The organism is Streptomyces sp. NPDC056580 (assembly GCF_042793175.1).
GTDB lineage: Bacteria > Actinomycetota > Actinomycetes > Streptomycetales > Streptomycetaceae > Streptomyces.
In genome coordinates this window covers 162,032-187,394 of sequence record NZ_JBHTVE010000005.1, presented here as the reverse complement: position 1 = coordinate 187,394, position 25,363 = coordinate 162,032, and the positions used below count along the sequence as shown (strand labels likewise).

Annotated in this window: 20 protein-coding genes and 1 pseudogene; 12 read left to right on the top strand and 9 right to left on the bottom strand. The window is 73.8% G+C overall.

The annotated features are described in order from the left end of the window. Entirely contained in the window at window positions 1-1,221 is a 1,221-nt protein-coding gene (locus ACFQ9Z_RS12195; RefSeq protein WP_383014946.1) for a cytochrome P450, read from the top strand. Window positions 1,222-1,283: 62 nt separating this feature from the next. On the opposite strand, the gene ACFQ9Z_RS12190 is transcribed toward ACFQ9Z_RS12195, so the two are convergent. After that, window positions 1,284-2,885, bottom strand: coding sequence for an ABC transporter permease (locus ACFQ9Z_RS12190; RefSeq protein WP_383014943.1), 1,602 nt, complete (start codon window positions 2,883-2,885; stop codon window positions 1,284-1,286). After that, window positions 2,882-3,793 (bottom strand): ATP-binding cassette domain-containing protein, encoded by a 912-nt coding sequence (locus ACFQ9Z_RS12185; protein WP_383014940.1) that lies wholly within the window; start codon window positions 3,791-3,793, stop codon window positions 2,882-2,884. The genes ACFQ9Z_RS12190 and ACFQ9Z_RS12185 overlap by 4 nt, the downstream gene beginning before the upstream one ends. Before the next feature lie 113 nt (window positions 3,794-3,906). Between ACFQ9Z_RS12185 and ACFQ9Z_RS12180 the strand changes: the two genes are divergently transcribed. After that, complete coding sequence (locus ACFQ9Z_RS12180) at window positions 3,907-4,449, top strand: GbsR/MarR family transcriptional regulator (protein ID WP_383014937.1); 543 nt, start codon at window positions 3,907-3,909, stop codon at window positions 4,447-4,449. 16 nt (window positions 4,450-4,465) lie between these two features. Here the strand turns inward: ACFQ9Z_RS12180 and ACFQ9Z_RS12175 are convergent, their stop codons facing one another. After that, window positions 4,466-5,320: a diacylglycerol kinase gene (locus ACFQ9Z_RS12175; RefSeq protein ID WP_383014934.1), complete on the bottom strand. Its 855-nt coding sequence runs from the start codon at window positions 5,318-5,320 to the stop codon at window positions 4,466-4,468. 197 nt (window positions 5,321-5,517) lie between these two features. Here ACFQ9Z_RS12175 and ACFQ9Z_RS12170 point away from each other — a divergent pair, with 197 nt between their 5' ends. Beyond that, entirely contained in the window at window positions 5,518-6,801 is a 1,284-nt protein-coding gene (locus ACFQ9Z_RS12170) for an adenylosuccinate synthase (RefSeq protein WP_383014931.1), read from the top strand. A 127-nt stretch (window positions 6,802-6,928) separates the two neighbouring features. On the opposite strand, the gene ACFQ9Z_RS12165 is transcribed toward ACFQ9Z_RS12170, so the two are convergent. The 3 genes from ACFQ9Z_RS12165 to ACFQ9Z_RS12155 form a co-directional block, all read right to left on the bottom strand. Further along, complete coding sequence (locus ACFQ9Z_RS12165; protein ID WP_143629802.1) at window positions 6,929-7,579, bottom strand: hypothetical protein; 651 nt, start codon at window positions 7,577-7,579, stop codon at window positions 6,929-6,931. Between the two features lie 140 nt (window positions 7,580-7,719). Next, a complete protein-coding gene (locus ACFQ9Z_RS12160) occupies window positions 7,720-8,412 on the bottom strand; it encodes a GntR family transcriptional regulator (protein WP_383014927.1) in 693 nt (230 codons plus the stop codon). Window positions 8,413-8,523: 111 nt separating this feature from the next. Beyond that, on the bottom strand, window positions 8,524-9,879 hold the full coding sequence (locus ACFQ9Z_RS12155; protein WP_383014924.1) for an aspartate aminotransferase family protein: 1,356 nt from the start codon (window positions 9,877-9,879) through the stop codon (window positions 8,524-8,526). A 213-nt stretch (window positions 9,880-10,092) separates the two neighbouring features. On the opposite strand from ACFQ9Z_RS12155, the pseudogene ACFQ9Z_RS12150 reads away from it, so the two are divergent. Then, a pseudogene (locus ACFQ9Z_RS12150) lies at window positions 10,093-11,484 on the top strand (serine/threonine-protein kinase); the annotation flags it as partial. A 1,365-nt stretch (window positions 11,485-12,849) separates the two neighbouring features. On the opposite strand, the gene ACFQ9Z_RS12145 reads toward ACFQ9Z_RS12150, so the two are convergent. Then, complete coding sequence (locus ACFQ9Z_RS12145; protein WP_383014921.1) at window positions 12,850-13,599, bottom strand: SLATT domain-containing protein; 750 nt, start codon at window positions 13,597-13,599, stop codon at window positions 12,850-12,852. 274 nt (window positions 13,600-13,873) lie between these two features. Between ACFQ9Z_RS12145 and ACFQ9Z_RS12140 the strand changes: the two genes are divergently transcribed. The 7 genes from ACFQ9Z_RS12140 to ACFQ9Z_RS12110 all read left to right on the top strand — a co-directional run bounded on the left by ACFQ9Z_RS12140 (window position 13,874) and on the right by ACFQ9Z_RS12110 (window position 20,421). Further along, a complete protein-coding gene (locus ACFQ9Z_RS12140; RefSeq protein WP_383014918.1) occupies window positions 13,874-14,218 on the top strand; it encodes a YbaB/EbfC family nucleoid-associated protein in 345 nt (114 codons plus the stop codon). 111 nt (window positions 14,219-14,329) lie between these two features. Continuing rightward, window positions 14,330-14,929 (top strand): recombination mediator RecR, encoded by a 600-nt coding sequence (gene recR, locus ACFQ9Z_RS12135; RefSeq protein ID WP_383015805.1) that lies wholly within the window; start codon window positions 14,330-14,332, stop codon window positions 14,927-14,929. Then, on the top strand, window positions 14,922-15,584 hold the full coding sequence (locus ACFQ9Z_RS12130) for a DUF5063 domain-containing protein (protein WP_383014915.1): 663 nt from the start codon (window positions 14,922-14,924) through the stop codon (window positions 15,582-15,584). Before recR ends, ACFQ9Z_RS12130 begins: the two co-directional genes overlap by 8 nt. A gap of 159 nt (window positions 15,585-15,743) precedes the next feature. Continuing rightward, window positions 15,744-17,036, top strand: a complete 1,293-nt coding sequence (locus ACFQ9Z_RS12125) for an aspartate kinase (RefSeq protein ID WP_143629774.1) — start codon at window positions 15,744-15,746, stop codon at window positions 17,034-17,036. Continuing rightward, complete coding sequence (locus tag ACFQ9Z_RS12120) at window positions 17,033-18,106, top strand: aspartate-semialdehyde dehydrogenase (RefSeq protein ID WP_383014910.1); 1,074 nt, start codon at window positions 17,033-17,035, stop codon at window positions 18,104-18,106. The genes ACFQ9Z_RS12125 and ACFQ9Z_RS12120 overlap by 4 nt, the downstream gene beginning before the upstream one ends. Before the next feature lie 321 nt (window positions 18,107-18,427). Continuing rightward, entirely contained in the window at window positions 18,428-19,120 is a 693-nt protein-coding gene (locus ACFQ9Z_RS12115) for a SigE family RNA polymerase sigma factor (protein ID WP_143629768.1), read from the top strand. After that, a complete protein-coding gene (locus tag ACFQ9Z_RS12110) occupies window positions 19,117-20,421 on the top strand; it encodes a hypothetical protein (RefSeq protein WP_383014904.1) in 1,305 nt (434 codons plus the stop codon). The genes ACFQ9Z_RS12115 and ACFQ9Z_RS12110 overlap by 4 nt, the downstream gene beginning before the upstream one ends. A 67-nt stretch (window positions 20,422-20,488) precedes the next feature. On the opposite strand, the gene ACFQ9Z_RS12105 is transcribed toward ACFQ9Z_RS12110, so the two are convergent. After that, window positions 20,489-21,313 carry an SURF1 family protein gene (locus ACFQ9Z_RS12105; RefSeq protein ID WP_383014901.1) on the bottom strand — a complete coding sequence of 275 codons (825 nt, stop codon included), beginning with the start codon at window positions 21,311-21,313 and terminating at the stop codon, window positions 20,489-20,491. Window positions 21,314-21,523: 210 nt separating this feature from the next. Between ACFQ9Z_RS12105 and ACFQ9Z_RS12100 the strand changes: the two genes are divergently transcribed. Then, window positions 21,524-23,344, top strand: a complete 1,821-nt coding sequence (locus ACFQ9Z_RS12100; RefSeq protein WP_383014898.1) for a prolyl oligopeptidase family serine peptidase — start codon at window positions 21,524-21,526, stop codon at window positions 23,342-23,344. 101 nt (window positions 23,345-23,445) lie between these two features. Here ACFQ9Z_RS12100 and ACFQ9Z_RS12095 read toward each other — a convergent pair whose 3' ends face one another. Then, the gene (locus ACFQ9Z_RS12095; RefSeq protein ID WP_383014892.1) at window positions 23,446-25,356 is read right to left on the bottom strand and encodes an NAD-binding protein; all 1,911 of its coding nucleotides are present in this window, start codon (window positions 25,354-25,356) and stop codon (window positions 23,446-23,448) included. Window positions 25,357-25,363 lie beyond the last annotated feature (7 nt).

The window sequence follows — 25,363 nt, the reverse complement described above, 5'->3', positions numbered from 1 at the left end:
ATGGCAACTGCCGCTGACCTCGCTTTCGACCCCTGGGACCCCGGCTTCGTCGCCGACCCGTACCCGGCCTACGCCGAGTTGCGGGCGCGTGGCCGGGTGATCCGGTACGAGCCCACCGACCAGTGGCTGGTCCCGCACCACGCGGACGTCTCGGCGCTGCTGCGCGACCGCCGCCTGGGCCGCACCTACCGGCACCGCTTCACCCACGAGGAGTTCGGCCGGACCGCGCCCCCGCCGGAGCACGAGCCGTTCCACACCCTCAACGACCACGGCATGCTCGACCTGGAGCCGCCGGACCACACCCGGATCCGGCGTCTGGTGTCCAAGGCGTTCACCCCGCGCACGGTGGAGCGGCTGAAGCCGTACGTGCACGGCCTGGCGGACGACCTGGTGGCCGGGCTGGTCGAGGCGGGCGGCGGCGATCTGCTCACGGACGTCGCCGAGCCGCTGCCGGTGGCGGTGATCGCCGAGATGCTGGGCGTCCCTGAGGCCGACCGCGCGCTGCTGCGGCCCTGGTCGGCGGCGATCTGCGGGATGTACGAGCTGAACCCGTCCGAGGAGACGGCGGCGAGCGCGGTCCGGGCCTCGGCGGAGTTCTCCGCCTACCTCGCGGAGCTGATCGCGGCCCGCCGCGAGCGGCCCGGCGAGGACCTCGTCTCGGGGCTGATCGCCGCGCACGACGAGGGCGACCGGCTGACCGAGCAGGAGATGATCTCCACGGCGGTGCTGCTGCTCAACGCCGGTCACGAGGCCACGGTGAACGCCACGGTGAACGGCTGGTGGGCGCTGTTCCGCAACCCCGGCCAACTGGCGGCCCTGCGCGCCGACCACTCCCTGGTCCCGTCCGCGGTCGAGGAGCTGATGCGCTACGACACCCCGCTCCAGCTCTTCGAACGCTGGGTCCTGGACGACATCGAGATCGCCGGGACGACGATTCCCCGGGGCGCGGAGGTCGCCATGCTCTTCGGCTCCGCCAACCACGACCCGGCCGCCTTCGCCGACCCCGCCCGCCTCGACCTCACCCGCCGGGACAACCCGCACATCTCCTTCAGCGCGGGCATCCACTACTGCATCGGCGCCCCGCTGGCCCGCATCGAGCTGGCCGCCTCGATGACGGCCCTCCTGGAACGGGCCCCGACCCTCACCCTGGCGTCCGAGCCGCGGCGCAAGCCGAACTTCGTGATCCGGGGCCTGGAGGGCCTGAGCGTGGAGGTGAGGTGATCACCCGTTCGGTGATCATCGAGTGACACCGGGGAACTCAAGCAGTACCTCGACTGAGCCGCTCAGCCCGCCAGGTCCCGCCGTCGCAGGGCCGTCAGGCCCGCCGCGGTCAGCGCCACGGCCAGACCCGTGAGGGTGAGGACCGGGCCCCACTCCATGCCCCCGCCCGGCAGCTTCGGCAGGTGGCCGAAGGGGGAGAGGTCCAGGACGATCCGCGGTGCGTCCAGGGCGGGGCCCACCCAGCCGATCAGGAGGACCGTCACCGCGAGGCCCCAGGCGGCCGGTGCGAGCCGGGGAGCCGCGCCGTACAGCAGCAGCGCCGCTGCGCCGATCACCCACACCGCAGGGAGCTGCACCAGGCAGGCGCCCAGGACCGGCACGACCTGCCTGCCGTAGCCGACGGCGAAGCCGAGGCCCGCCAGGAGCATGATCAGGACCGAGCCGCCGAAGGCGATCGTGAGATGGCCCGCGGCCCAGCGCAGCCGTCCCACCGCGCACGCCAGCACCGGTTCCGCCCGGCCCGAGGTCTCCTCGCCGTGCAGACGCAGCACCGAGGCGACCGCGTACAGGGCCGCGATCAGGCCGAGCATGCCGGTCATCGACGCCAGGAACGCGTCCGTGGGTCCGTCGCCGCCGCCCATCCGCTCGAGGACGCGCCGCGCGCCGTCGTTGTCGCGGACCAGGCCGGCCGCGCCGTCGGTGAGACCGCCGTAGACGACCCCCGCGAGGAAGAAGCCGGCCGACCAGCCGAGCAGACCGCCCCGCTGCAGCCGCCAGGCCAGCGCCCCCGCCGTGCCGAGGCGGCCGGCGGCCGGGCCGGGCCGGGTGGGCAGGAAGCTCATGCCGACGTCCCGGCGCCCGGCGAGCGCGTACGCCACCGCCCCCTGCACGGCCGCCGCCGCCGCGAACAGAGCGAGCACCCACCAGCGTTCGTCCGCGAAGGGGCGCAGGTTCTCCAGCCAGCCCAGCGGCGACAGCCAGGTCAGCGGCGAGGAACCGTCGTCCCCGGCCGAGTCGCCCGCCGCGCGCAGCACGAACGCCGCCCCGAGGACGGCCGCCGTCAGGCCCCGGGCGAGCCGGGCGCTCCCGGTGAGCTGGACGACGATCGCCGCCGTCGTGGCGAAGACCATGCCGACGGCCCCGAGGCCGAGGCCGAAGGCCAGAGCGCCGCCCGCTCCCCGCCCGGCGAGACCGGCCGCGACCAGCAGGGCCAGGGCCGCGTCGGCGACGGCCGCCGCCAGCAGCGCCGCCGTGAGGGGGGCCCGGCGGCCCACCGTTCCGGACGCCACCAGCTCGTGCCGGCCGCTCTCCTCCTCGTCCCGGGTGTGCCGTACGACGATCAGCAGGCTCATCGCGGCGGTCAGCAGGGCGGCGTACACGCCCACCCGCCAGGCGGTCAGCGCGCCGACCGAGGTGTCGAAGACCGGTCCGATCAGCGCCCGGAACGAGGCGTCGGCCTCCAACTGGTCGACCAGGCGGACGCGTTCGGCGGTGGTGCCGTAAAGGTTCCGCAGCGTGCCCGGCATGGAGAGGACCATTAGGGCGTTCGCCGCGACCCAGACCGGGGTCGTCACCCGGTCCCGGCGCAGTGCGAAGCGCAACAGGGTGCCCGTGCCCGCCAGTTGACGGGACCGGGCGGAGGTGTGCGCCGCGAGCGTGCTCACCGCGCCACCTCGGTCGCCTCGCCGCGCTCGTCCCGGTAGTGCCGCAGGAACAGTTCCTCCAGCGTGGGCGGGGTCGAGGTCAGGGACCGCACGCCCGACTCGCCGAGCTGCCGCAGCACCGCGGCCAGCTCGCCGGTGTCCACCTGGAGCCGGACCCTGCGGCCCTGGACGTGGAGGTCGTGGACGCCGGGAAGATCCGCCAGCCCGTTCGGCGGGCCGGCGAGTTCGGCGCTGACGCTGGTGCGGGTGAGGTGGCGCAGGTCCGCCAGCGAGCCGGTCTCCACCGTGCGGCCGCCCCGGACGATGCTCACCCGGTCGCACAGCTCCTCCACTTCGCCGAGGACGTGCGAGGAGAGCAGCACGGTCCGGCCCCGGTCCCGTTCCTCCTCGACGCACCGCCGGAAGACCGCCTCCATCAGCGGGTCGAGGCCCGAGGTCGGCTCGTCCAGGATCAGCAGGTCCACGTCCGAGGCGAACGCCGCCACCAGGGCGACCTTCTGCCGGTTGCCCTTGGAGTAGGCGCGGCCCTTCTTCGTCGGGTCCAGCTCGAACCGCTCGGTCAGTTCGGCGCGCCTGCGCGGGTCGAGGCCCCCGCGCAGCCGGCCGTAGAGGTCGATGACCTCGCCGCCGGACAGGTTGCGCCACAGGGTCACGTCACCGGGGACGTAGGCGATGCGGCGGTGCACCTCCACCGCGTCGGCCCACGGGTCGCGGCCGAGGACCCGCGCGGTGCCCGCGTCGGCGCGCAGCAGGCCGAGCAGGACGCGGACGGCGGTGGACTTCCCGGCGCCGTTGGGGCCGAGGAAGCCGTGGGCCTCACCGGTCTCGACGTCCAGGTCCAGGCCGTCCAGCGCGTGCGTACGGCCGAAGGACTTGCGGAGTCCGCGGACCGCGATCGCCTCAGTCATGTTTCGCAACATACGCTTCTTTCATAAACTTGTGAAGTTAAGAAACCGTATAAACTGCGGTTGAGGTGGTCGCGGCGGTGACGGCGGGCCTGATCAGGGGAGATGATCCGGGAATGGCGGAGCGGGCGGACAGGGCCGAACGGCCCGGAGCGGCGGACCGGCAGGCCTCCCGGGCGCCGGAACGCGATCCGGAGGCGGTCTCCCGGTTCGTGGAGCACTTCGCGGCCCAGCTCGTCGAGGCGGGCGTGCCCCGCATGCCGGCCCGGGTCTTCGCCGCCCTGCTCGCCTCCGACTCCGGCACCCTGACCTCGGCCGAACTGGGCGAGCGGCTGCGCATCAGCCCCGCGGCCGTCTCCGGCGCGGTGCGCTACCTCGCGCAGGTTCACATGGTCTCGCGGGAGCGCGAACCCGGCTCGCGCCGGGAGCGGTACCGGGTGCACGGCGACCAGTGGTACGAGGCCCTGACCAGCCGCGAGGCCGTCATCAAGCGATGGGAGCACGCCCTGCGGGAGGGCGTGGAGAGCCTCGGCGCCACCACCCCGGCCGGGCTCCGGCTGGCCGAGACGCTGGCCTTCTTCGAGTTCGTCGACACCGAGCTGGCCGCGCTGATGGTCCGCTGGCGTGCCCGGCGGGAGGAGCTCTTCGGATCCCCGTGACGCCCCGCGTCCGGGGCTAGCCCGGCATCGGCAGGGTCAGCCCCCAGGCGCCCTCCCGCACCGTCCACGTCCGCCGGCGCACCGGCCCGGACACCATCGCGTCCGCCCGGTAGCGGAAGTCCGCGCCCGCGACCGTCACCGTGCGCCCGGCGACCAGCAGCGGCGCGGCCGCCGCGCCGGGTCCCGACAGCGGGCGCACCTCGACCGCCGCCGCCCCGCCCGCGCCCGGCGTCACCGACACCGCCTCCACCGGCTGGTCCAGGTCCACGACCGTCTCCCCGTCGACCTCCACCCGCAGCCGGGAGGGGCCGGGGCCGGGTATCGCGGTGAGCCGGGCGGGCCGCGGGGCCAGCGTGCGGACCAGGGAGCGGTACCGCGTACGCAGCCAGGGGTGCCCCCCGGGGGCGTCCACCGGCTGGGCCCCGGCCGTCCGGACCGGCGCCGGCGGGATGCCCAGCGCGCCGAGCACCACCCCGTCGCTGTCGTCGACCAGCAGGTCGAGCCGCCGCTCGGCCCCTTCGAGCACGGCCCGCGCGGCCGCCACCGGGCCGGCCGGCACGCCGAGGGACTCCGCCAGCGACGCCTCCCCGACCGGCACCACGGCCAGCGCGCATCCGGCCAGCTCCCGGTGCCGGTGCAGCAGGGCCACCGCGCGCACCAGCGCCCGGTCGTCGCCGATCACCACCGGCCGCCGGGAACCCCGTCGGCCGAGTGCCCGGGCGAATTCCTCCGGGCCCTCCGGCAGACACACCTTGGTGGTCGCACCCGCGCTGAGCACGTCTTTCGCGATCCGTACGGACTCCCCGTCCCCCTGCCGTGCCGTCGGATCGATGATCACCAGCAGATGATCGGACGTCGCGAAGGTCGCCACCTCGGTCCTGCCTCACTTCCTCGGGTAGCATCTTTGTGCAAGAGCCCCTTGCGCTATTGCGCCAGGGGCTTCGTCTATTCCGGGGCATCCGGTCCGACGGTTGTGCGGCCGACGACGGTCGCGGTGGTACGCGGCGGTGCACCTTACGCCCATGCCCCCGACCTTGGACATGCCCCGCCCGGAAGGGGTGTACGCGCGTGCCCGCACTTGTGCTGCTCGGTGCTCAGTGGGGTGACGAAGGCAAGGGGAAGGCGACCGACCTGCTCGGTGGCTCGGTGGACTATGTAGTGCGATACCAGGGCGGCAACAACGCCGGCCACACGGTCGTCGTGGGCGACCAGAAGTATGCACTCCACCTCCTCCCTTCCGGAATCCTCTCGCCCGGCTGTACGCCGGTCATCGGCAACGGTGTCGTCGTCGACCCGTCGGTCCTGCTCTCCGAGCTGAGCGGTCTGAACGAGCGTGGCGTCGACACGTCAAAGCTCCTGATCAGTGGTAACGCGCACGTCATCACGCCGTACAACGTGACCGTCGACAAGGTGACGGAACGCTTCCTCGGCAAGCGCAAGATCGGCACCACCGGCCGCGGCATCGGCCCGACCTACGCCGACAAGATCAACCGCGTCGGCATCCGGGTCCAGGACCTCTACGACGAGTCGATCCTGACCCAGAAGGTCGAGGCGGCCCTCGACGCCAAGAACCAGATCCTCACCAAGCTCTACAACCGCCGCGCGATCGCCGCCGGCCAGGTGGTCGAGGAACTGCTGGGCTACGCCGAGCAGATCAAGCCGTACGTCGCCGACACCGTCCTGATCCTCAACCAGGCGCTGGAGGACGACAAGGTGGTCCTCTTCGAGGGCGGCCAGGGCACGCTCCTGGACATCGACCACGGCACGTACCCGTTCGTCACCTCCAGCAACCCGACCGCGGGCGGCGCCTGCACAGGCTCCGGCGTCGGCCCGACGAAGATCAGCCGCGTCATCGGCATCCTCAAGGCCTACACGACCCGCGTCGGCGCGGGCCCCTTCCCGACGGAGCTGTTCGACGAGGACGGCGAGGCGCTGCGCCGCATCGGCGGCGAGCGGGGTGTGACCACCGGCCGCGACCGGCGCTGCGGCTGGTTCGACGCGGTCATCGCCCGCTACGCGACCCGCGTGAACGGCCTGACCGACTTCTTCCTCACCAAGCTGGACGTGCTCACCGGCTGGGAGCGGATCCCGGTCTGCGTGGCCTACGAGATCGACGGCAAGCGGGTCGAGGAACTGCCCTACTCGCAGAGCGACTTCCACCACGCGAAGCCGGTCTACGAGACCCTGCCCGGCTGGTCCGAGGACATCACCAAGGCGAAGTCCTTCTCCGACCTGCCGAAGAACGCCCAGAACTACGTCAAGGCGCTGGAGGAGATGTCCGGCGCCCCGATCTCCGCGATCGGCGTGGGCCCGGGCCGGGACGAGACGATCGAGATCAACTCGTTCCTGTAGAGGGGCCTTTCCCGGAAGCCCGGACTTCCGGTGGGACGGCCGGCGCGCAGCCGCGCCCGGCCGTCCACTCCCCGCCCCTCAGGGCAGGCGCCGCAGGGCCGGCGTGGCCCGCTCGGCGGCGGCTCCCTCAGCTGAACACGATCATCGAGCCCTGGGCCAGCGACCGGGTCGCCGCCGCGTGCAGGCCCAGCCACACGTGCCGCTCCCGGGCGAACGGGCTGGGGTCGTACGGCGCGGGGACGGCCGGCTCCTCCAGCTCGGTGGGGGCGGCGGGCGGCTCCGGCGCCGCCGGCGGGTTGGCCGGGTCGATTCCGATCGACGGGGCGACGTGCTCCAGCTCGCGCAGCAGGCTCTGCGAGGAGCCCAGCGGGCCGCCGCCGGCCAGGAGTTCGTCGTTGGACAGCGGGTGCGGGAAGTCGACGGGGACGTACGCGCCCGCGTGGTCGTAGTGCCACACCAGGTGGGACTGCTGGGCCGTCGACTCGAACATCTCCAGCAACTGCTCGTAGTCGCCGCCGAGTTCGTCCACCGGGGTCACCGGGAGCCCGCAGACCTGGAGCAGATAGGCCCGGCGCAGGAAGTGCAGCGCGTCGTAGTCGAAGCCGGCCACCGGGGCGACCTCGCCGGACAGGCCCGGCATGTACTGGTACACCGGCACCGGCGGGAGCCCGGCCGCGGCCAGCGCGTCGTTGTAGTGCGCGAGTTCCTCGGCGAACGGGTTGTCCGGGGTGTGGCACAACACGTCCACCAGCGGTACCAGCCACAGATCACAGGCCAAAGAGAGCTCCTCGCATCGGCAGGCGCGCGTCTCACGCACGGCGGAAGGTGGTCAGGGAAGGGTAGTCGGTGCGGGACGGGCCCAGCCCCTGTCGTACGGGTCCCATACCCCGAGCCCACCACGGATCCCACCGCTCCGCGTCATCGCGGCGGCAGTCGTTCCAGCAGGGCCAGCGAGTGGGCGTTGGCGGCGGCGACGATCTCCCGCGCGGCCCCGGCCTCGCGGCGGGCCAGCGCGTCGACGAGTTCGGTGTGCCCGGCCCACAGCCGGCCCCGGACGTCCGGCAGGCGGCGCAGGTGCTGCACCGCGCACACCCAGGACTGCACGCGCAGCCGGTGCAGGAAGTCGGCGAGGTACGGGTTGCCGAACAGCCCGCTCAGCTCGCGCCAGAAGCGCAGGTCGTAGCCGATCAGCACGGTGAGGTCGCCGGCCGCCGCGGCCCGCTGCGCCTCCTCGCCGCGCCGGCGCACGGCGGCGAGGGCCGCCGTCGTCCGCGGGCCGGCCATGTCGGCGAAGGCCGGGTGATCGTGGGTGAGCGCCTGGAACATCCCGTCGGTGACCAGGCCGCGGGCCTCGAGCATGCGGCGGTAGTCGGTCAGGGAGTACTCGGGGACCCGGAAGCCCCGGTGCTGGTCGGCCTCCAGGATGCCCTGCGCGGACAGGTCGACCAGCGCCTCGCGGACCGGCGTCGCCGAGACGCCGTACTGCTCGGCTATCTCCTTGACGGTGAACGCCCGGCCCGGCGTGAGGCGGGCCGCCAGCACCTCGTCGCGCAGCGCGTCCGCGATCTGCTGGCGCAGGGTGCTGCGCGTCACGGTGCCGTTGCCGGGCATCGTCGGGGCCTCTCCTCACGCGTGTGGGTGACGTACTCGCACGTATTCGTCATTCCTTACGAGCACGTCACCTTACGCGTTCGCATCGGCCCGGCGGCAGCCGTGGTGTGGCTACTCCGTGTACTCGTCGGCCGTGCTCAGCGCCGTGTCCAGGGCCGCGAGACCCTCCTTCAGCTCGGCCTCCGTGACGTTGCACGGCGGCACCACGTGGGTGCGGTTCATGTTCACGAAGGGCCACAGGCCGTTCCGCTTGGCGGCGGCCGCGAAGGCGGCCATCGGGGCGTTCGCCTCGCCGGCCGCGTTGTACGGCACCAGCGGTTCGCGGGTCTCCCGGTTCCTCACCAGTTCCAGCGCCCAGAACATGCCGGTGCCGCGGACCTCGCCCACGCTCGGGTGCCGCGCGGCCAGCTCGGCCAGGGCCGGGCCCACCACGCTCTCGCCGAGCCGCCTGGCGTTGTCGACGACGCCCTCCTCCGCCATCACGCCGATGGTGGCGACGGCGGTGGCGCAGGCCAGCGGGTGCCCGGAGTAGGTGAGCCCGCCGGGATAGGGCCGCTTGCCGAAGGTCTCGGCGATCTCCGCGGAGATGGCGACGCCGCCGAGCGGCACGTATCCCGAGTTCACGCCCTTGGCGAAGGTCATCAGGTCGGGGACCACGCCGAACAGGTCGGCCGCGAACCACTCGCCGGTCCGCCCGAACCCGGCCATGACCTCGTCCAGGACGAAGACGATCCCGTACTTGTCGCACAGCTCGCGGACGCCGGCCAGGTAGCCGGGCGGGGGCAGCATGATCCCCGCGGTGCCGGGGATGGTCTCCAGGACGATCGCGGCGATCGTTCCCGGCCCCTCGAAGGCGATCGTTGTCTCCAGGTGCTCCAGGGCCCGCGCGGTCTCCTGCTCCTCGGTCTCGGCGTAGAAGCGGGAGCGGTACAGGAACGGCGCCCAGAAGTGGACGACACCGGCGCTGCCGCTGTCGGAGGGCCAGCGGCGCGGGTCGCCGGTGATGTTCACCGCCTGCTGGGTGCCGCCGTGGTACGAGCGGTACGCCGAGAGCACCTTCGGGCGGCCCGTGTGCAGCCGGGCCATGCGCACCGCGTGCTCGACGGCGTCCGCGCCGCCGTTGGTGAAGAAGATCTTGTCCAGGTCGCCGGGGGTCCGCTCGGCGATCAGCCGGGCCGCCTCCGAGCGGGCCTCGATCGCGAAGGCGGGCGCGAAGGTCGTCATCCTCGCCGCCTGCTCCTGTATCGCGGCGACGACCTTGGGGTGCTGGTAGCCGATGTTGGTGTAGACGAGCCCGCTGGTGAAGTCCAGGTACCGCTTGCCGTCGTAGTCCCAGAAGTACGACCCCTCGGCGCCGGCCACGGCGAGCGGGTCGATGAGGTCCTGGGCGGACCAGGAGTGGAAGACGTGCGCACGGTCCGCGGCCTTCACTGCGGCACCGGCTTCGGGATTGGGCTGAGGGGTCATGCGCCCGAGGGTAGAGGCCCCCGCCGCGGTCGCGACATCGGCGTCCTGTTCCCTGGCCGGGGGCTTTTCACGACAGGTTGTCGACGTGCCCGGGGCGGCCGGGGCCCGGCACGGCGGCTGTTACCCAACCGTGGACGCGGGCCCGTACGGCCGCCGGCACGCCCGCACTATCCTCGATCCGTTGCAGACCTATGGGGGGAAGGCGGCGCGGGGATGGACAAGCTGGGACCGGGGGACCCGCGGCAGATCGGCGCGTACCGGCTGCTGGCACGGCTGGGCGCGGGCGGCATGGGGCAGGTGTTCCTGGCGCGGTCGGACCGGGGCCGGACCGTCGCCGTGAAACTGGTCCGCGAGGAGCTGGCCGCGCGGGAGGAGTTCCGGGCGCGGTTCCGGCAGGAGGTGGGGGCCGCGCGGCGCGTCGGCGGGTACTGGACCGCGCCCGTGCTGGACGCGGACACCGAGGCGCCGGTGCCCTGGGTGGCCACCGGGTACGTCGCCGGGCCGAGCCTCCAGCAGGTCGTCGGGCACGACCACGGGGCGCTGCCCGAGCGATCGGTACGCATCCTCGCGGCGGGACTCGCGCACGCGCTGCAGGACATCCACGCGGCCGGGATCGTCCACCGCGACCTCAAGCCGTCGAACGTGCTGGTGACGATCGACGGGCCGCGCGTGATCGACTTCGGCATCGCGCGGGCGCTCGAGACGCTGGCCGGGGACGGCCTGACCCGGACCGGCTCGCTGGTGGGGTCGCCCGGTTTCATGGCGCCGGAACAGGTGCGCGGCGACCGGGTCACGCCCGCCTGCGACGTCTTCTGCCTCGGCTCCGTGCTGGCCTACGCGGCGACCGGGGTCATGCCCTTCGGCGGCGCCGGGAGCGGGGCGCACGCCCTGATGTTCCGCATCGCCCAGGAGGAGCCCGACCTGGAGCGGGTGCCGGAGGGCATCGCCGACCTGGTCCGCGACTGCCTGCGCAAGGACCCCGCCGCCCGCCCCCCGCTGACCCGGGTCCTGGAGTGGACGGGCGCCGAGGACACGGTGGCCGACGGCCGTTCCCGCGACCCCTGGCTCCCCGGCGCCCTGGTGGCCCAGCTCGGCCGCCACGCGGTCCGGCTCCTGGAGACCGAGGACCCACAGGGCGGTGCGGACACGGGCGCTTCGAGGGGGAGCGGTACGGCGGGCGGGAGTGCGCCCGGGGCCCTGGGGGCCGGGGCGGCGGTGCCGGGGGCTCCGGCGGGCTGGGCGGCACCGGGCGCCGGCGCTGCGCGGGTTCCGGTGGAGGGTGCGGGGGTGTCGTCGGGCCCGGGTGGTGCGACGGGCGGGGGCGTGCCGGCTGCTTCGGGCGGTGGGGGCGCGGGCGGTCCCGTGGGCCCGCCCGCGCCGGTGCGGCCGGTTGTCCCGGCGGGTTCGGGTGCCTCGGGGGTCGGCGGGGTGGCCGTGGGTCGGGGTGCTGGTGGGCCTGGCGGTGCCGAGGGTGCGGGGGTGTCGTCGGGTCCGGGCGGCCCTGAGGAGGTGACCGTCTCGGCCGGTTCGGCGGCCACGGAGGGCGCCGACGCCCCGGTGGGCCCGGTCGGCCAGGCAGGTCCCGCCGACCTGGCAGGTCCGGGCGTCCCGGCAGATGCCCCGGGTGCGTCCGGCCCCGGTGGTGCGCAGGTCCCCGGGGCCGCCGGGCACGGCGGGGAGGGGGCGAGCGGACCGCTGGACAAGGGCTCGGCTCCCCCCGCTGGAGCAGGCGCAGGTTCCTCCCCCGCCAGCCCGACCGCCGGTGCCCGTCCCGCCGGCGCCGGAGCCGTCGCCTTCCCCGCGGACCAAAGCGCGGGCGCTCACCCCGCAGGCCCGGGCGCCGGTGCCTTCGCCGGGGCGGGTGGCGCTCTCGGCGGTGCTGGTGCGAGCGGCGGGCAGGCAGCCGGGTCCGGCACGTCGCCCGAGCACGGGCTCGCTGCCGATGGCGCCCCGAGGCCGGTGGACCGGTCCGACGGTGGCGGAGCGGCCGTCGGGCACCTGCCGAGCGCGCCGGCCGGACAGGCCCCGCCCGCCGGAGCCTCCCAGGCCCCTTTGGGATACGGCGCCCCGGATCCGTACGGCTCGCCCGCTCCGTACGGCTACGGCTACCCGCAGCAGGCCCAGCAGCACCCCCAGCCCGCTTCCGCCGGCTACGGCTACCCGCAGCCCCCGTCCGCCGGGTACGGCTATCCGCAGCAGCCCTACCCCCCGTACGGCGGGCTCGGCGCCACCCCGCCGCACGGGCCGCCGCCGTTCGCCGGGCAGCCGGAGCCGGCGCGGCCCGGCGGCCGGTCCACCGCGCTGCTCGTCGTGATCGCGCTGGTGGTGGCGCTGGGAGCGGGCGGCTCGGTGTACGCGCTGATGAGGCCCGGCGGCGACACGGCCGGCCCCGCGCCGGCCGGCGCCACGAGCGCGCCCGGCACCTCCCGGGCGCCCACGCCGACGGACTCCGCCTCGCCCTCCGTCACGGCCTCACCCACGGCCGTGGACGGCGCCGTCCCCGCCGCCTACCTCGGCACCTGGAAGACCACCATCGACAACACCGGCGGCGCCAACACCCGCCGGCTGACCATCGCGCAGGGCGAGGTGGGCGACACGGTCCTCACCCTCGTCGCGGACGGCCCGGTCGAGGGCGGCGGCACCTACCACTGCGTCTTCGAGGCCGCCCTCGCCGAACAGCCGCACGGCGAGGGCCCGTTGGAGATAGGCCCGTCCACCGTCACCAGCGGCGACCCGATGTCCTCCTGCTCACCGGGCGAGGCCACCGAGGTCACCCTGCTCCCGGACGGCCGGCTGAAGCGCGCGAAGGCGGGCGGCGGCGAGAGCCTGACCTACACCCGCCAGTGAGGTGAAATCCCCTTCGCCGCAAGGTGGTTGAACGTTCGGCGAGCTTCCGTGTACGTGCCCGGTTCCCGCCCTCCCGCGTGCGTACCGTGACCCCACCATCCGGCTCCGGGAGTGGCGGGGGCGCTACCGCGGCTCGGGCGGCCGCTGGCGGGGCATGTTCGGGCGGGCGCCGTTCGCGGGCGGCAAGGGGTGCCGGCCGCCCGGGGCCGCGGGCTCCGCCCGCATGCCGGACGCCACCGCCGCCTGGATGCCGAGCGGCGCCGACCCCGTGCGGAACGCCACCATCCAGTCGGCCGTCTCCGTGCGCACCAGGTCCTGCACGTCCTCCGAGAAGCGCCGCAGCAGCCCCAGGCACCGCTCGGCGGCCTCGCTCGCCGTGCCCTCAGCCGGACCCAGCACCTCCCGGACGCTCTCCGACGCCCAGTCGAACTGCAGCACCTGCAGCCGCCGCTGCACGGCCTGCGCGGTGGCCACGTCCCTTATCCACCCGGAGGTGACCCCGAAGAACCGGTCGGCGCCGACACAGGCCACCGCGAGCAGCAGCGCCAGATACCCCCAGGGCGCCACCCCGCCGACCACCCGGGTCATGTCCAGCAGCGGCAGCGCGGCGCCGAGGACCGCCCCGGCCGCGGCGCCGGCCCGCAGCGCCCGTGCGCCCCGCCGCTTCCACACCCGGTCCTCGAGGTACCAGGCCGCCGTCCGCAGAGCGCCGAGCTCCACCCACCGGTACAGCTCCTCCAGGCGTTCGGCGGGCTCCCCCCAGTCCCCGAGCGGGAAGGTCCGCCCGGTCAGATCGCCCGGCCGCGGTCCGGCCGGACCTTCGCCCCGCCCGTCCTGCGGCGGACCCTCGGGCTGCATCTCCGGCTGACCCACCCGGCACTCCCTACTGAACACGACACCGAACACGCCAACGCGCACCCCCGTCACACCGCGTGACCCCGGATGCCGACGTGCGGCCCCCTTCCTACCGCCCAATGGGTGGCGCGGACGTGGCTTTGCCGGCTTTTCCGCCCGGAAGAGGGCCTTGATCAGGTATAGGGCTGCCGTTGTTGTCACTCGAAAGAGTGGCGGGGCGATGGCCGGGCGGACCACGTAGGCTCGTGCACAGCGAATGACAACGCAGCGGACGAGGAAGCAGGAGCCGATCGTGATTCCCGGTGGTGGCCAGCCCAACATGCAGCAGCTGCTCCAGCAGGCCCAGAAGATGCAGCAGGACCTCCAGCGCGCCCAGGAGGAACTGGCGAACACGGAGGTCGACGGGCAGGCGGGCGGCGGTCTGGTACAGGCCACCGTCACCGGTTCCGGCGAGCTGCGGGCCCTGAAGATCGACCCGAAGGCGGTGGACCCCGAGGACACCGAGACCCTCGCCGATCTGGTCGTGGCCGCCGTGCAGGCGGCCAACGAGAACGCGCAGTCGCTGCAGCAGCAGAAGCTGGGCCCGCTGGCCCAGGGCCTCGGCGGCGGCAGCGGGATCCCGGGGCTGCCCTTCTGATCCGCCGGCCGTTCCGGTGCCGGCCACCGGAGCGACATGCCCGCCGCCTTCCTAGGACGGGCGGCCGCCGACTACCGTACGTACCGAAAGGTCTCCAGGAAGGTCAGTCCGTTGTACGAAGGCGTGGTCCAGGACCTCATCGACGAGCTGGGGCGGCTGCCCGGCGTCGGTCCCAAGAGCGCGCAGCGGATCGCCTTCCACATCCTGCAGGCGGAACCGGCCGACGTGAAGCGGCTCGCGCAGGCTCTCCTGGAGGTCAAGGCGAAGGTCCGCTTCTGCGCGACCTGCGGCAACGTGGCACAGGAGGAGCTGTGCAACATCTGCCGCGACCCGCGCCGCGACCCGGCCGTCATCTGCGTGGTGGAGGAGCCGAAGGACGTCGTCGCGATCGAGCGCACCCGTGAGTTCCGCGGCCGCTACCACGTCCTGGGCGGCGCGATCAGCCCGATCGAGGGCGTGGGCCCCGACGACCTGCGCATCAGGGAGCTCCTGGCCCGGCTGGCGGACGGCGCGCTGACCGAGCTGATCCTCGCCACCGACCCCAATCTCGAAGGCGAGGCGACGGCCACCTACCTCGCCCGCATGATCAAACCCATGGGCCTGAAGGTCACCCGCCTGGCCAGCGGCCTCCCGGTGGGCGGCGACCTGGAATACGCGGACGAGGTCACTCTCGGCCGCGCCTTCGAGGGGAGACGACTCCTAGATGTCTGACGCCACGCTGCACGACTCGACGCGTAACCCGGACGACTTCTCGGTCCAGATCGCGGACCAGGTCGAGAGCTTCCTGGTGGCCGTCACGGAGGTGGCGAGGGGAGACGAGCCCGGCTCGACCGTTCCCTTCCTCCTCCTGGAGGTCTCCCAGCTCCTGCTGGCCGGCGGCCGGCTCGGCGCCCACGAGGACATCGTCCCGGAGGAGCGCTACGAGCCCGACCTCGGCCCCGAACCGGACGTGGACCAGCTCCGTGAGAACCTGGCCCGCCTGCTGGACCCGGTGGACGTCTACTCCGAGGTCTTCGACCCCTACGAGCCCCGCAGGGCCTCCGTGCCGGCCCGGATCTCCGACGACATCGCCGACATCATCACCGACCTCCGCCACGGCATGGCCCACTACCGCTCGGGCCGCATCACGGAGGCCCTGTGGTGGTGGCAGTTCTCCTACTTCTCCAACTGGGGACCCACCGCCTCCGCCGTGCTGCGCGCCCTGCAGTCCGTGCTGATCCACGTCCGCCTCAACCAGCCCCTGGAGGAGCTCGACGGCCTCGACACCGACCAGGGCATGGGCGACGAGACCCTGGAGTTCGAGGCGGGCCGGGTCATGGCCGAGGAGATCGGCGGCCCCCTCGGCCTGGGCGGCCCGGGCAGGTAGCCGCCGCGCTGTGACGCGGGGCACTTTGCGCGTGCCCCGTCGGGGGCTGGGCAGGTGCCGGTTGCGGGCGTCCGGTGTCTCACCATGCGGGAGCAGGGGGGCGGAAAACGGACGCTCGGTAAACTGAGCCGACACAAACGAACCGAGCGAGGAGCGCACGTGGGCCTTGTCGTGCAGAAGTACGGAGGCTCCTCCGTAGCCGATGCCGAGGGCATCAAGCGCGTCGCCAAGCGGATCGTGGAAGCGAAGAAGAACGGCAACCAGGTGGTTGTCGTGGTTTCCGCGATGGGCGACACGACGGACGAGCTGATCGATCTCGCCGAGCAGGTTTCGCCGATGCCTGCCGGCCGGGAGTTCGACATGCTGCTGACCGCCGGCGAGCGCATCTCCATGGCGCTGCTGGCCATGGCGATCAAGAACCTGGGGCACGAGGCCCAGTCGTTCACCGGCAGCCAGGCAGGCGTCATCACCGACTCGGTCCACAACAAAGCCCGGATCATCGACGTCACGCCGGGGCGCATCCGCACCGCGCTGGACGAGGGCAACATCGCCATCGTCGCCGGGTTCCAGGGCGTCAGCCAGGACAAGAAGGACATCACCACGCTCGGCCGCGGCGGGTCCGACACCACGGCGGTGGCCCTGGCGGCCGCCCTCGACGCCGAGGTGTGCGAGATCTACACCGACGTCGACGGCGTGTTCACCGCCGACCCGCGCGTGGTGAAGAAGGCGAAGAAGATCGACTGGATCTCCTTCGAGGACATGCTGGAACTCGCGGCCTCCGGTTCCAAGGTGCTGCTCCACCGCTGTGTGGAGTACGCCCGCCGCTACAACATCCCGATCCACGTCCGTTCCTCGTTCAGCGGGCTGCAGGGCACGTGGGTCAGCAGCGAGCCAGTGGTGCCGAAGACACAGCAGCAAGGGGAGAAGAAGGTGGAGCAGGCCATCATCTCGGGCGTCGCGCACGACACCTCCGAGGCCAAGATCACGGTCGTCGGCGTCCCGGACAAGCCGGGCGAGGCCGCCGCGATCTTCCGGACCATCGCCGACGCCCAGATCAACATCGACATGGTCGTGCAGAACGTGTCCGCCGCGTCCACCGGCCTGACGGACATCTCCTTCACCCTGCCGAAGACCGAGGGCCGCAAGGCCATCGACGCCCTGGAGCGCAACAAGGGCGGCATCGGCTTCGACTCCCTGCGCTACGACGACCAGATCGGCAAGATCTCCCTGGTCGGCGCCGGTATGAAGACCAACCCGGGTGTCACCGCCTCGTTCTTCGAGGCGCTCAGCGACGCGGGCGTGAACATCGAGCTGATCTCTACCTCCGAGATCCGCATCTCGGTCGTCACCCGCAAGGACGACGTGCCGGAGGCCGTCCGCGCCGTCCACACCGCCTTCGGGCTCGACTCCGACACCGACGAGGCCGTCGTCTACGGGGGCACCGGCCGATGACCGCCAAGCCGACGCTCGCGGTCGTGGGGGCGACCGGAGCCGTCGGCGCGGTCATGCTCCAGATCCTGTCCCAGCGCGCGGACGTCTGGGGCGAGATCCGTCTGATCGCCTCCGCGCGCTCGGCCGGCCGCAAGCTGGCCGTGCGCGGGGAGGAGGTCGAGGTGACGGCCCTGTCGGAGGACGCCTTCGCCGGCGTCGACGTCGCGATGTTCGACGTGCCCGACGAGGTCGCCGCCGAGTGGGCGCCGGTCGCCGCCGCGCGCGGTGCGCTCGTCGTCGACAACTCCGGCGCCTTCCGGATGGATCCCGACGTGCCGCTCGTCGTGCCCGAGGTCAACGCGCACGCGGTGCGCAGCCGGCCGCGCGGCATCGTGGCCAACCCCAACTGCACCACCCTGTCGATGATCGTCGCGCTGGGCGCGCTGCACGCCGAGTTCGGGCTGCGCGAGCTGGTGGTGTCGTCGTACCAGGCGGTGAGCGGCGCCGGCCGCGCCGGGGTGGACACCCTGCGCGCCCAGCTCTCCCTGGTCGCCGGGACCGAGCTGGGCACCAAGCCCGGTGACCTACGGCGGGCCGTCGGGGACGACACCGGGCCCTTCCCGGAGCCGGTCGCGCTCAACGTCGTCCCGTGGGCCGGGTCGCTGCGGGAGGACGGCTGGTCCTCGGAGGAGATGAAGGTGCGGGACGAGTCCCGCAAGATCCTCGGACTGCCCGCGCTGCCGGTCGCCGTCACCTGTGTACGGGTGCCGGTGATCACCGCGCACTCCCTCACCGTCCACGCCCGCTTCCAGGGCGAGGTGACCGTCGACGGCGCCCGCGAGATCCTCGCCACCGCGCCCGGCGTGGTCCTGTGCGACGACCCGGCCGCCGGTGAGTTCCCCACCCCCGCCGACGTGGTGGGCACCGATCCCACCTGGGTGGGGCGGGTGCGGCGCGCGCTGGACGACCCGACCGCGCTGGAGCTCTTCGTCTGCGGGGACAACCTGCGCAAGGGCGCCGCACTGAACACCGCTCAGATCGCCGAGTTGCTGGCGGCGGAGCTCACGGGGGAGACGGCCCCCCGTAGTTAGAGTGTTTGTAGTATTCATGTAAGCAGCGTGGCCGGGAACATGGGTCGATCCACTTGATCCGCGCTTCCCGGCGTCAGAGGATTTTCTCCCCGTCCCCCGCAACCGTGCGGAGGGCGGGGAGCGTCTTTGCAGTGACCCTTGCGAGGCGGAGCGTGAGGATCCCGGCGTGGGGACGCCGTGATCCCGGGCGTGGGGGACGCCCGTTCAAATGGGACATAAGGGAAGAGCGGGACGCATGACGGCAGTTGAGGAACCGCCGGTAGTCGCACATGTGACGCCCGGCACGTACAACCCTCCCGGGGGGAAACGTGTCCAACTGGCGTGGCAGAGGTACTCGAACTCAGTGCGGCCCGCGGTACAGCGGCCCTCAGACCGCCCCGTGCGGCGCTCCGGCCGCGCATGCCCGGCGGCATGCCGGTGATCGCGCCCATGCCTGCAGCGCGGCCCACCCGCATCCCCAGCCAGCGTGACGGTTCCGACGAGACCGCGGCCGCCGAGCCGGCCGCGGACGCGGCGGCCGCCGGCACCACCGTCGACCACCTCACCGAGACCTACCGCGCGCACTACCGTTCGCTGCTCGGACTCGCCGCGCTGCTCCTCGACGACACCGCCTCCTGCGAGGACGTCGTCCAGGAGGCCTTCATCCGCGTCCACTCGGCGCGCAAACGCGTCCGCGACCCCGAGAAGACCCTGGCCTACCTGCGCCAGACGGTCGTCAACCTGTCCCGCTCCGCCCTGCGCCGCCGCATCCTCGGCCTGAAGCTGCTCTCCAAGCCGATGCCGGACATGGCGAGCGCGGAGGAGGGCGCCTACGACCAGCTCGAGCGGCGCGAACTCATCAAGGCGATGAAGGGCCTGCAGCGCCGCCAGCGCGAGGTCCTGGTGCTGCGTTACTTCGCGGACATGACCGAGGCCCAGGTCGCCGAGACGCTCGGGATATCGCTGGGCTCGGTGAAGGCGTACGGCTCCCGGGGCATCGCCGCCCTGCGGGTGGCCATGGAGACGCCGGTATGAGCGAGCACACCGAGCGCGGCGACGAGGACGTCCCGCACGAGAACGTCTCGCACGAGACCTCCTCGGACGAGAACCCCTCGCACGAGAACCCGTCGGACGTGAACCCCTCGCCCCAAAACCTCTCCGACGAGCCCCACGAACCCCCCGCCCGGCGAGATCCGGCGCAGGGGCACGGGCAAGAGCACCCGAAATCGCACGCTGGGAACAGAACTGTGAACCACGGCCCCGACGAGAAGGGCTCCCAGGCGCCCGGCACGGGCCTCGACGGGCTCGGCGGGCTCGGCTCGGACGAGCTGGACCTGCGCAGCCTGCTGCATTCGGCGGTCGACGACCTCGAACCGCGCACCGGCACCCTCGACCACCTGCGCCGGGCGGTACCGGCCCGCCGAGCCCGCAAGCGCCAGGCCGCCGTCGGCATGGCCGCCGCGGCCCTGTTCATCGGCACCGCCGTCCCCGCTCTCGTGCACGTCTCGAACGCCGGCGGCACCGACCCCAACACCGCCATGGCCGGGCAGTCCTCCGAGGCGCAGGGCGGCGCGAGCCAGGGAAAGGACCCGCGGGCCGGCACCGGCGGCACCGGTCGCTCCCACGGCAGCACCCCCGGGCGGGACAAGCACGACGGCAAGACCGGTGAGCAGGGCAGCACCGGCGGCGGCAACGGCTCGTCCGGCGGCACCGGTTCGTCCGCGCCCTCGGCCTCGGGCGCCGCACTGTGCACCGCGGTCCAGCTCGGCTCCGTCACCGGCGGCGCCGACGCCCCCGACTCGACGGGCGTCGTCTACGGCACCTTCCGCGTCACCAACACCTCGGGCACCGCCTGCACCGTGACCGGCGGGGTCGTGGTCAGCACGGTGGCGCAGGGCGCGGCGGACCCGGCCAAGGTCAGCGCCGTCCGGCATGTGGCCGGGGACGCGGCGGCCGCGCTGCCCGATCCCTCGCTCGAGGTCGCCAAGCTGGTCCTGCAGCCCGGCGGCGCCTACGAGGAGCGGTTCGCCTTCGTGCCCTCCGAGACCTGTCCCGCCGCCGGCGGCGGCACCACCACCACCACCACCGGCGGCACCGACGGCGGCGCCCCCTCGCCCGACCCGACGCCCTCGCAGTCCGCGGGCGTCGGCGGCGGCGGCACGGACACCGGCGGCACGTCGGGCACCACCACCCAGCTCCTCACCGAGGAAGGCACGGCGGACGGCAGCGTCGTCGTCGGCTACACCGGCGAGACGGGCTCCCCGTCGGCGTCCGCGACGGTGCCCAACGCCTGCGCGGGCACGGTGTACTACACCGGGGTGCTGGCGGCGTCGTAGCCCTTCCCGGTCGTCGTCCGGGCCCCGGACGGCGACCGGACCGGCCGCGACCGCGGGGTGACGCGGGTCAGACGGCGGTGGGAGCGGAGGGGTTTCCCTGCTGCTCCCGCTCCCGGTCCTGCTCCTGCTCCTGGTCCGGCACCAGACCGAGCGCCGCGTCCCGCTGGAACTCCACCTCGCGGCGCAGCAGCCGGAACCACATGAAGACCACGAAGCCCGCGAAGACGAACCACTCGCCGGTGTAGCCGAGGTTCTGGAAGGCCTTCAGGTCGAGGCCGGTGCCCTCGGGCGCGGTGGCGGGCACGGCCTTCATCCCCGCGTCCGCCCGGTCGAGGGTGACCCAGGCGTCGTAGAGGCGGTCCGGCACGAGGTTCACCAGCGTGGCCGAGCTGATCGCCGCGGTCTGCCCCGCGGGCAGACCGCCCTGGGCGCCGGCGCCGTTGTCGCCCGGCGTCTCGGAGGCCTGCAGCGCGCCGGTCACGGTGACTTCGCCGGACGGCGCGGCCGGCGCCTTGGCAGCGTCCGCCGTGCCCGGCAGCCAGCCCCGCACCACGGGCAGGGACCGGCCGGCGCCGGTGCGCAGCAGCGTCAGCACGTAGAAGCCGTTCCTGCCGTCCAGCTCCCGGCCGGGCACCAGAAGCTGCCTGCCGTACCGGCCGCTCGCGGTGACCCGCCGTCCCGAGGTGCTCTTGTCGACGGGCAGCATCGTGTCCAGGGGCCGGGCCGTCCCGTGCCCGTCCGACGCGGCCTGCTCGGTCGCGGCGCGGTGGTCCTGCACCCGCCCCTCGAACCTGCTGAGCTGCCAGGACCCCATGAACACGCAGAACGGGATGGCGAGCAGCACGAAGACGTTGATGCCCCACCAGCGGGGAGTCAGCAGAAACCGGTACACGCCCTCAACGGTACGGCTCCGGTGCGGCGGCCCCGCTCCGGGGTCGGCCCCGCGCGCGCCGACGGCCCCGAGCGAGCGTGCCCGTGCGCCCGCCTGAACGTGCGGCCGGGCACGCGCCCGTGCGCGTGCGCGGTGGGTGTGATCGGGAAGTTGTCCACAGGCTGGGGGCACCGCCAGCGGATTGTCGGCCGGACCAGGCACTATGGGCGCATGACTGGGGCGAAGAGTGAGAGCAGGACGCCGGACACACCGGACATGCCGGACTGGGAGAAGCGCTTCCGGGCGCCGCGGGTCTCGCTGCCCGACTGGGCCGAGGACGCACCGGACCGCTCCCTGTTCGTGTCGAACGCGACGGGCACGTACGAGCTGTACGCCTGGGACCGGGCGACGGGCGGGCAGCGGCAGGCCACGGACCGGCCGAACGGCACGACGGACGGCGTGCTGTCCCCGGACGGCGCGTGGATCTGGTGGTTCGACGACAAGGACGGCGACGAGTTCGGCGTCTGGCGCCGCCAGCCGTTCACGGGTGGCGCGGACGAGACCGCCGTCCCCGGCCTGAAGCCCTCCTACCCGGCCGGCCTGGCCCTGGCCAGGGACGGCCGTACGGCGGTGGTCGGCCGCTCGACCGACGACGAGGGCACGACCATCCACCTCGCCCGCGAGGGCCGGGACCCGGTGGAGATCTACCGCCACCGCGAGTCGGCCGGCGTCGGCGACCTCTCCCACGACGGCACCCTGATCGCCGTCGAGCACACCGAGCACGGCGACGCGATGCACGCGGCCCTGCGCGTGCTGCGTCCGGACGGCACCACGGTCGCCGAGCTGGACGACACCGGGGGCGGCACCCGGGAGCTGGGCCTTGAGGTGCTGGGCTTCGCCCCCGTGGACGGCGACACCCGGCTGCTCATCGGGCACCAGCGCCGGGGCCGATGGGAGCCGCTGGTGTGGGACGTGGCCACGGGCGCCGAGAAGGACCTCGCCCTCGACCTGCCCGGCGACGTGAGCGCCGAGTGGTACCCGGACGGCACCGCACTGCTCGTCGTCCACAGCTACGAGGCCCGCAGCGAGCTGTTCCGCTACGACCTGGCCGCCGGTGAGCTGACCCGCATCCCCACCCCGCCCGGCTCGGTCTCGGGGGCGACGGCCCGGCCCGACGGCAGTGTGGAGTACCTGTGGTCGTCGGCCGCCGAGCCGCCCGCGGTGCGCTCCACCTCCGGCCGCGTCGTCCTGGACCCGCCCGGCATGAAGTGCCCGCCGTCGGTCCCGGTGGAGGACGCCTGGGTGGAGGGCCCCGGCGGCCGCATCCACGCCCTGATCCAGAAGCCGGCGGGCGCGACCGGCCCGCTGCCCATGGTCTTCGACCTTCACGGCGGTCCGACCTGGCACGACAGCGACGCCTTCGCCGCGGGCCCGGCCGCCTGGGTGGACCGGGGCTACGCCGTGGTCCGCGTCAACTACCGGGGCTCCACCGGCTACGGCCGCGCCTGGACGGACGCCCTGAAGCACCGGGTCGGCCTGATCGAGCTGGAGGACGTGGCCGCCGTGCGCGACTGGGCGGTCTCCTCCGGCCTCGCCGACCCGGACCGCATGGTCCTCACCGGCGGCTCCTGGGGCGGCTACCTCACCCTCCTCGGCCTCGGCACCCAGCCGGAGGCGTGGGCGGTGGGCATCGCGGTGGTGCCGGTCGCGGACTACGTCACCGCGTACCACGACGAGATGGAAGCCCTGAAGGCGATGGACCGCACCCTGCTGGGCGGCACCCCGGAGGAGGTCCCGGACCGCTTCCAGGCGTCGTCCCCGCTGACCTACGTCGACCAGGTCAAGGCCCCGGTGTACATCTCGGCGGGCGTCAACGACCCCCGCTGCCCCATCCGGCAGATCGACAACTACGTCGAGCGCCTCGAGGGCCGCGACGCGGTGCACGAGGTCTACCGCTACGACGCGGGCCACGGTTCCCTGGTCGTCGACGAACGGATCAAGCAGGTGCGTCTGGAACTGGACTTCGCCGACCGCCACCTGAACAACGCCTGACCCATGTGTTCCGGCCGGGGCAGGGCCCTGCACGACCGACCGGGACGGATGGGTGCGGTGGGCGAGAACGGGGGTCCAGGGGGCCTGAGCCCCCTGGACGCTCAGCCCAGCTCCGCCAGCCCCCGGCGGGTGGCGGCGACGACAACCCGGTCACCGGACACCAGCAGGTGATCCGGGCCCGCATCGGCCCGCCCCTCGACCGCCAGCACCCGCCACGCCCCGGCCCGGAACGCCGCACCCACCGTCCGCCCCTCCAGCTCCGGATGCCCGGCCACCGGCACCGAGGCGAACAGCAGCACCCTCCGCTCCACCGGCAGCGCCCCCAGCACCTGCCGCCCCAGCATCGCCCCCGCGAACGCCGGCGCCGCGAGGTGCGACACACTCCGGCTCCGCGTCGAGGCACGCGGATGCGCGACCCGCAGCGTCCGGTACACCGCCGTGGCGAAGTCGTCGTCGTACAGCCGCAGCACCACCCGCAGATCCGGCCGCACCGACCGCGCGTACAGCACGGCCTCCAGGTTCGTCGTGTCGGCGCTGGTCACCGCGAGCAGCGCGTACGAACGGTGGATCTTGGCGGCCTCCAGCACCCCTTCCTGCGTGACGTCCCCCAGCACCACCGGCACCCGCAGCCGCCGCGCGGTCGCCAGCCCCCGCGCCTCCGGGTCGGCCTCGACGCACACCACCGGGATGTCCAGCTCGCGCAGCCGGGTCAGCACCCGGGTACCGATCTTCCCGAGCCCCAGCAGCACCACATGTCCCCCGAGCCCGCGCGGCGGCTTGCGCAGCGCGGACGCGGTCCGGAAGGTGCCCAGCCCTTCGAGCACGGCGGCCAGCAGCACCGGCAGGAGCAGCAACCCGACCAGCCCGGACAGCAGTTGGAGGACCTGCCGCCCGAGCGACTTCCCGATCGCCGGATCGTCGATGGCGAACAGGTCCAGCAGCGTCAGGTAGAAGGCCCCCAACGGGTGGATGCCGGTGACCACCCACAGCGCCACGGCGAGCGCGACCACACACGCCACAAGCCCGGCAAGCGACCACCGCAGCCGCCGCGAGAAGAGGGAGGCGAGCGCGGGCACGACCTCGGCGCCGACCCCCGTGCCCGCCCCGGCGCCGCGCCCCGCCGCGTCCGCCCCGGCGCCACCGGCGGCCGACACCTGCTCCAGCACCACGGCGGACCGCCCACGGGCGAGCCGCACCTCGTCGTCGTCCGGCAGCAGCCGGGGTTCCTGCTCCGCGCCGTGCCAGCCCCCGTGAGCCCCGTCGGCCCCGGCGTCTCCGCCCGCGCCGCCCGCCCGCGCGGACCCGCCGCCGTTGCCGGACAGCAGCGCCAGGGTGCACAGACCCCGCTCGGCGAGCCGCCCGTCCCGGCCGGGCTGCTGTTCCACGGCGCGCAACAGCAGACCCGCGGTCTGCACGACCCTGGTGGTGCCGGCGACGGCGGCCGCGGCCAGTGCCGGCGCGGCGGTGTCGGCGTCGGACAGCACGGTCGTGGACGCCTCCGGCCCACCGTCCGGGCCCTCGCCGGAGGCCAGGGTCGCCGCCTGGTCGAGGAGTCCCTCGATGTGCTGGCCCAGCCTCCGGTTGTACAGCCGCAGCACGAGCCGCAGGCGTGGATTGAGCCGGCGGGCGGTCAGCGCGGCCCGGATGTTCGTCTCGTCGTCGTCGTACACGAGCGCCAGCGCGGCGGCCCGCTCCACCCCGGCCTCGGCGAGCACGGCCTCGGTGACGTCGAAGGCCTCCAGCACCCGCTCGCCGTCGCCGCGTTGGGCGGTTACGCCGATACCGCCGGCCCCCGCGGGCGTACCGCCGCCGCTGCCGATCCCCGCCCGGCCCACCGCGGCGCTGACCACCCGGTCGAACAGCGCGGCCGAGGCGGCACGCGCCCGCCCGACCACCGGGGGCCGGGCCAGGCGCTCGTTCGGCGGCACCACGAGGGTGACCTGTTCGCCGTGGACGGCGCGCAGTTCGGCGGCCAGCCGGTGCGCGAGACCGTCGTCACCGCACACCACCATCGGCGCC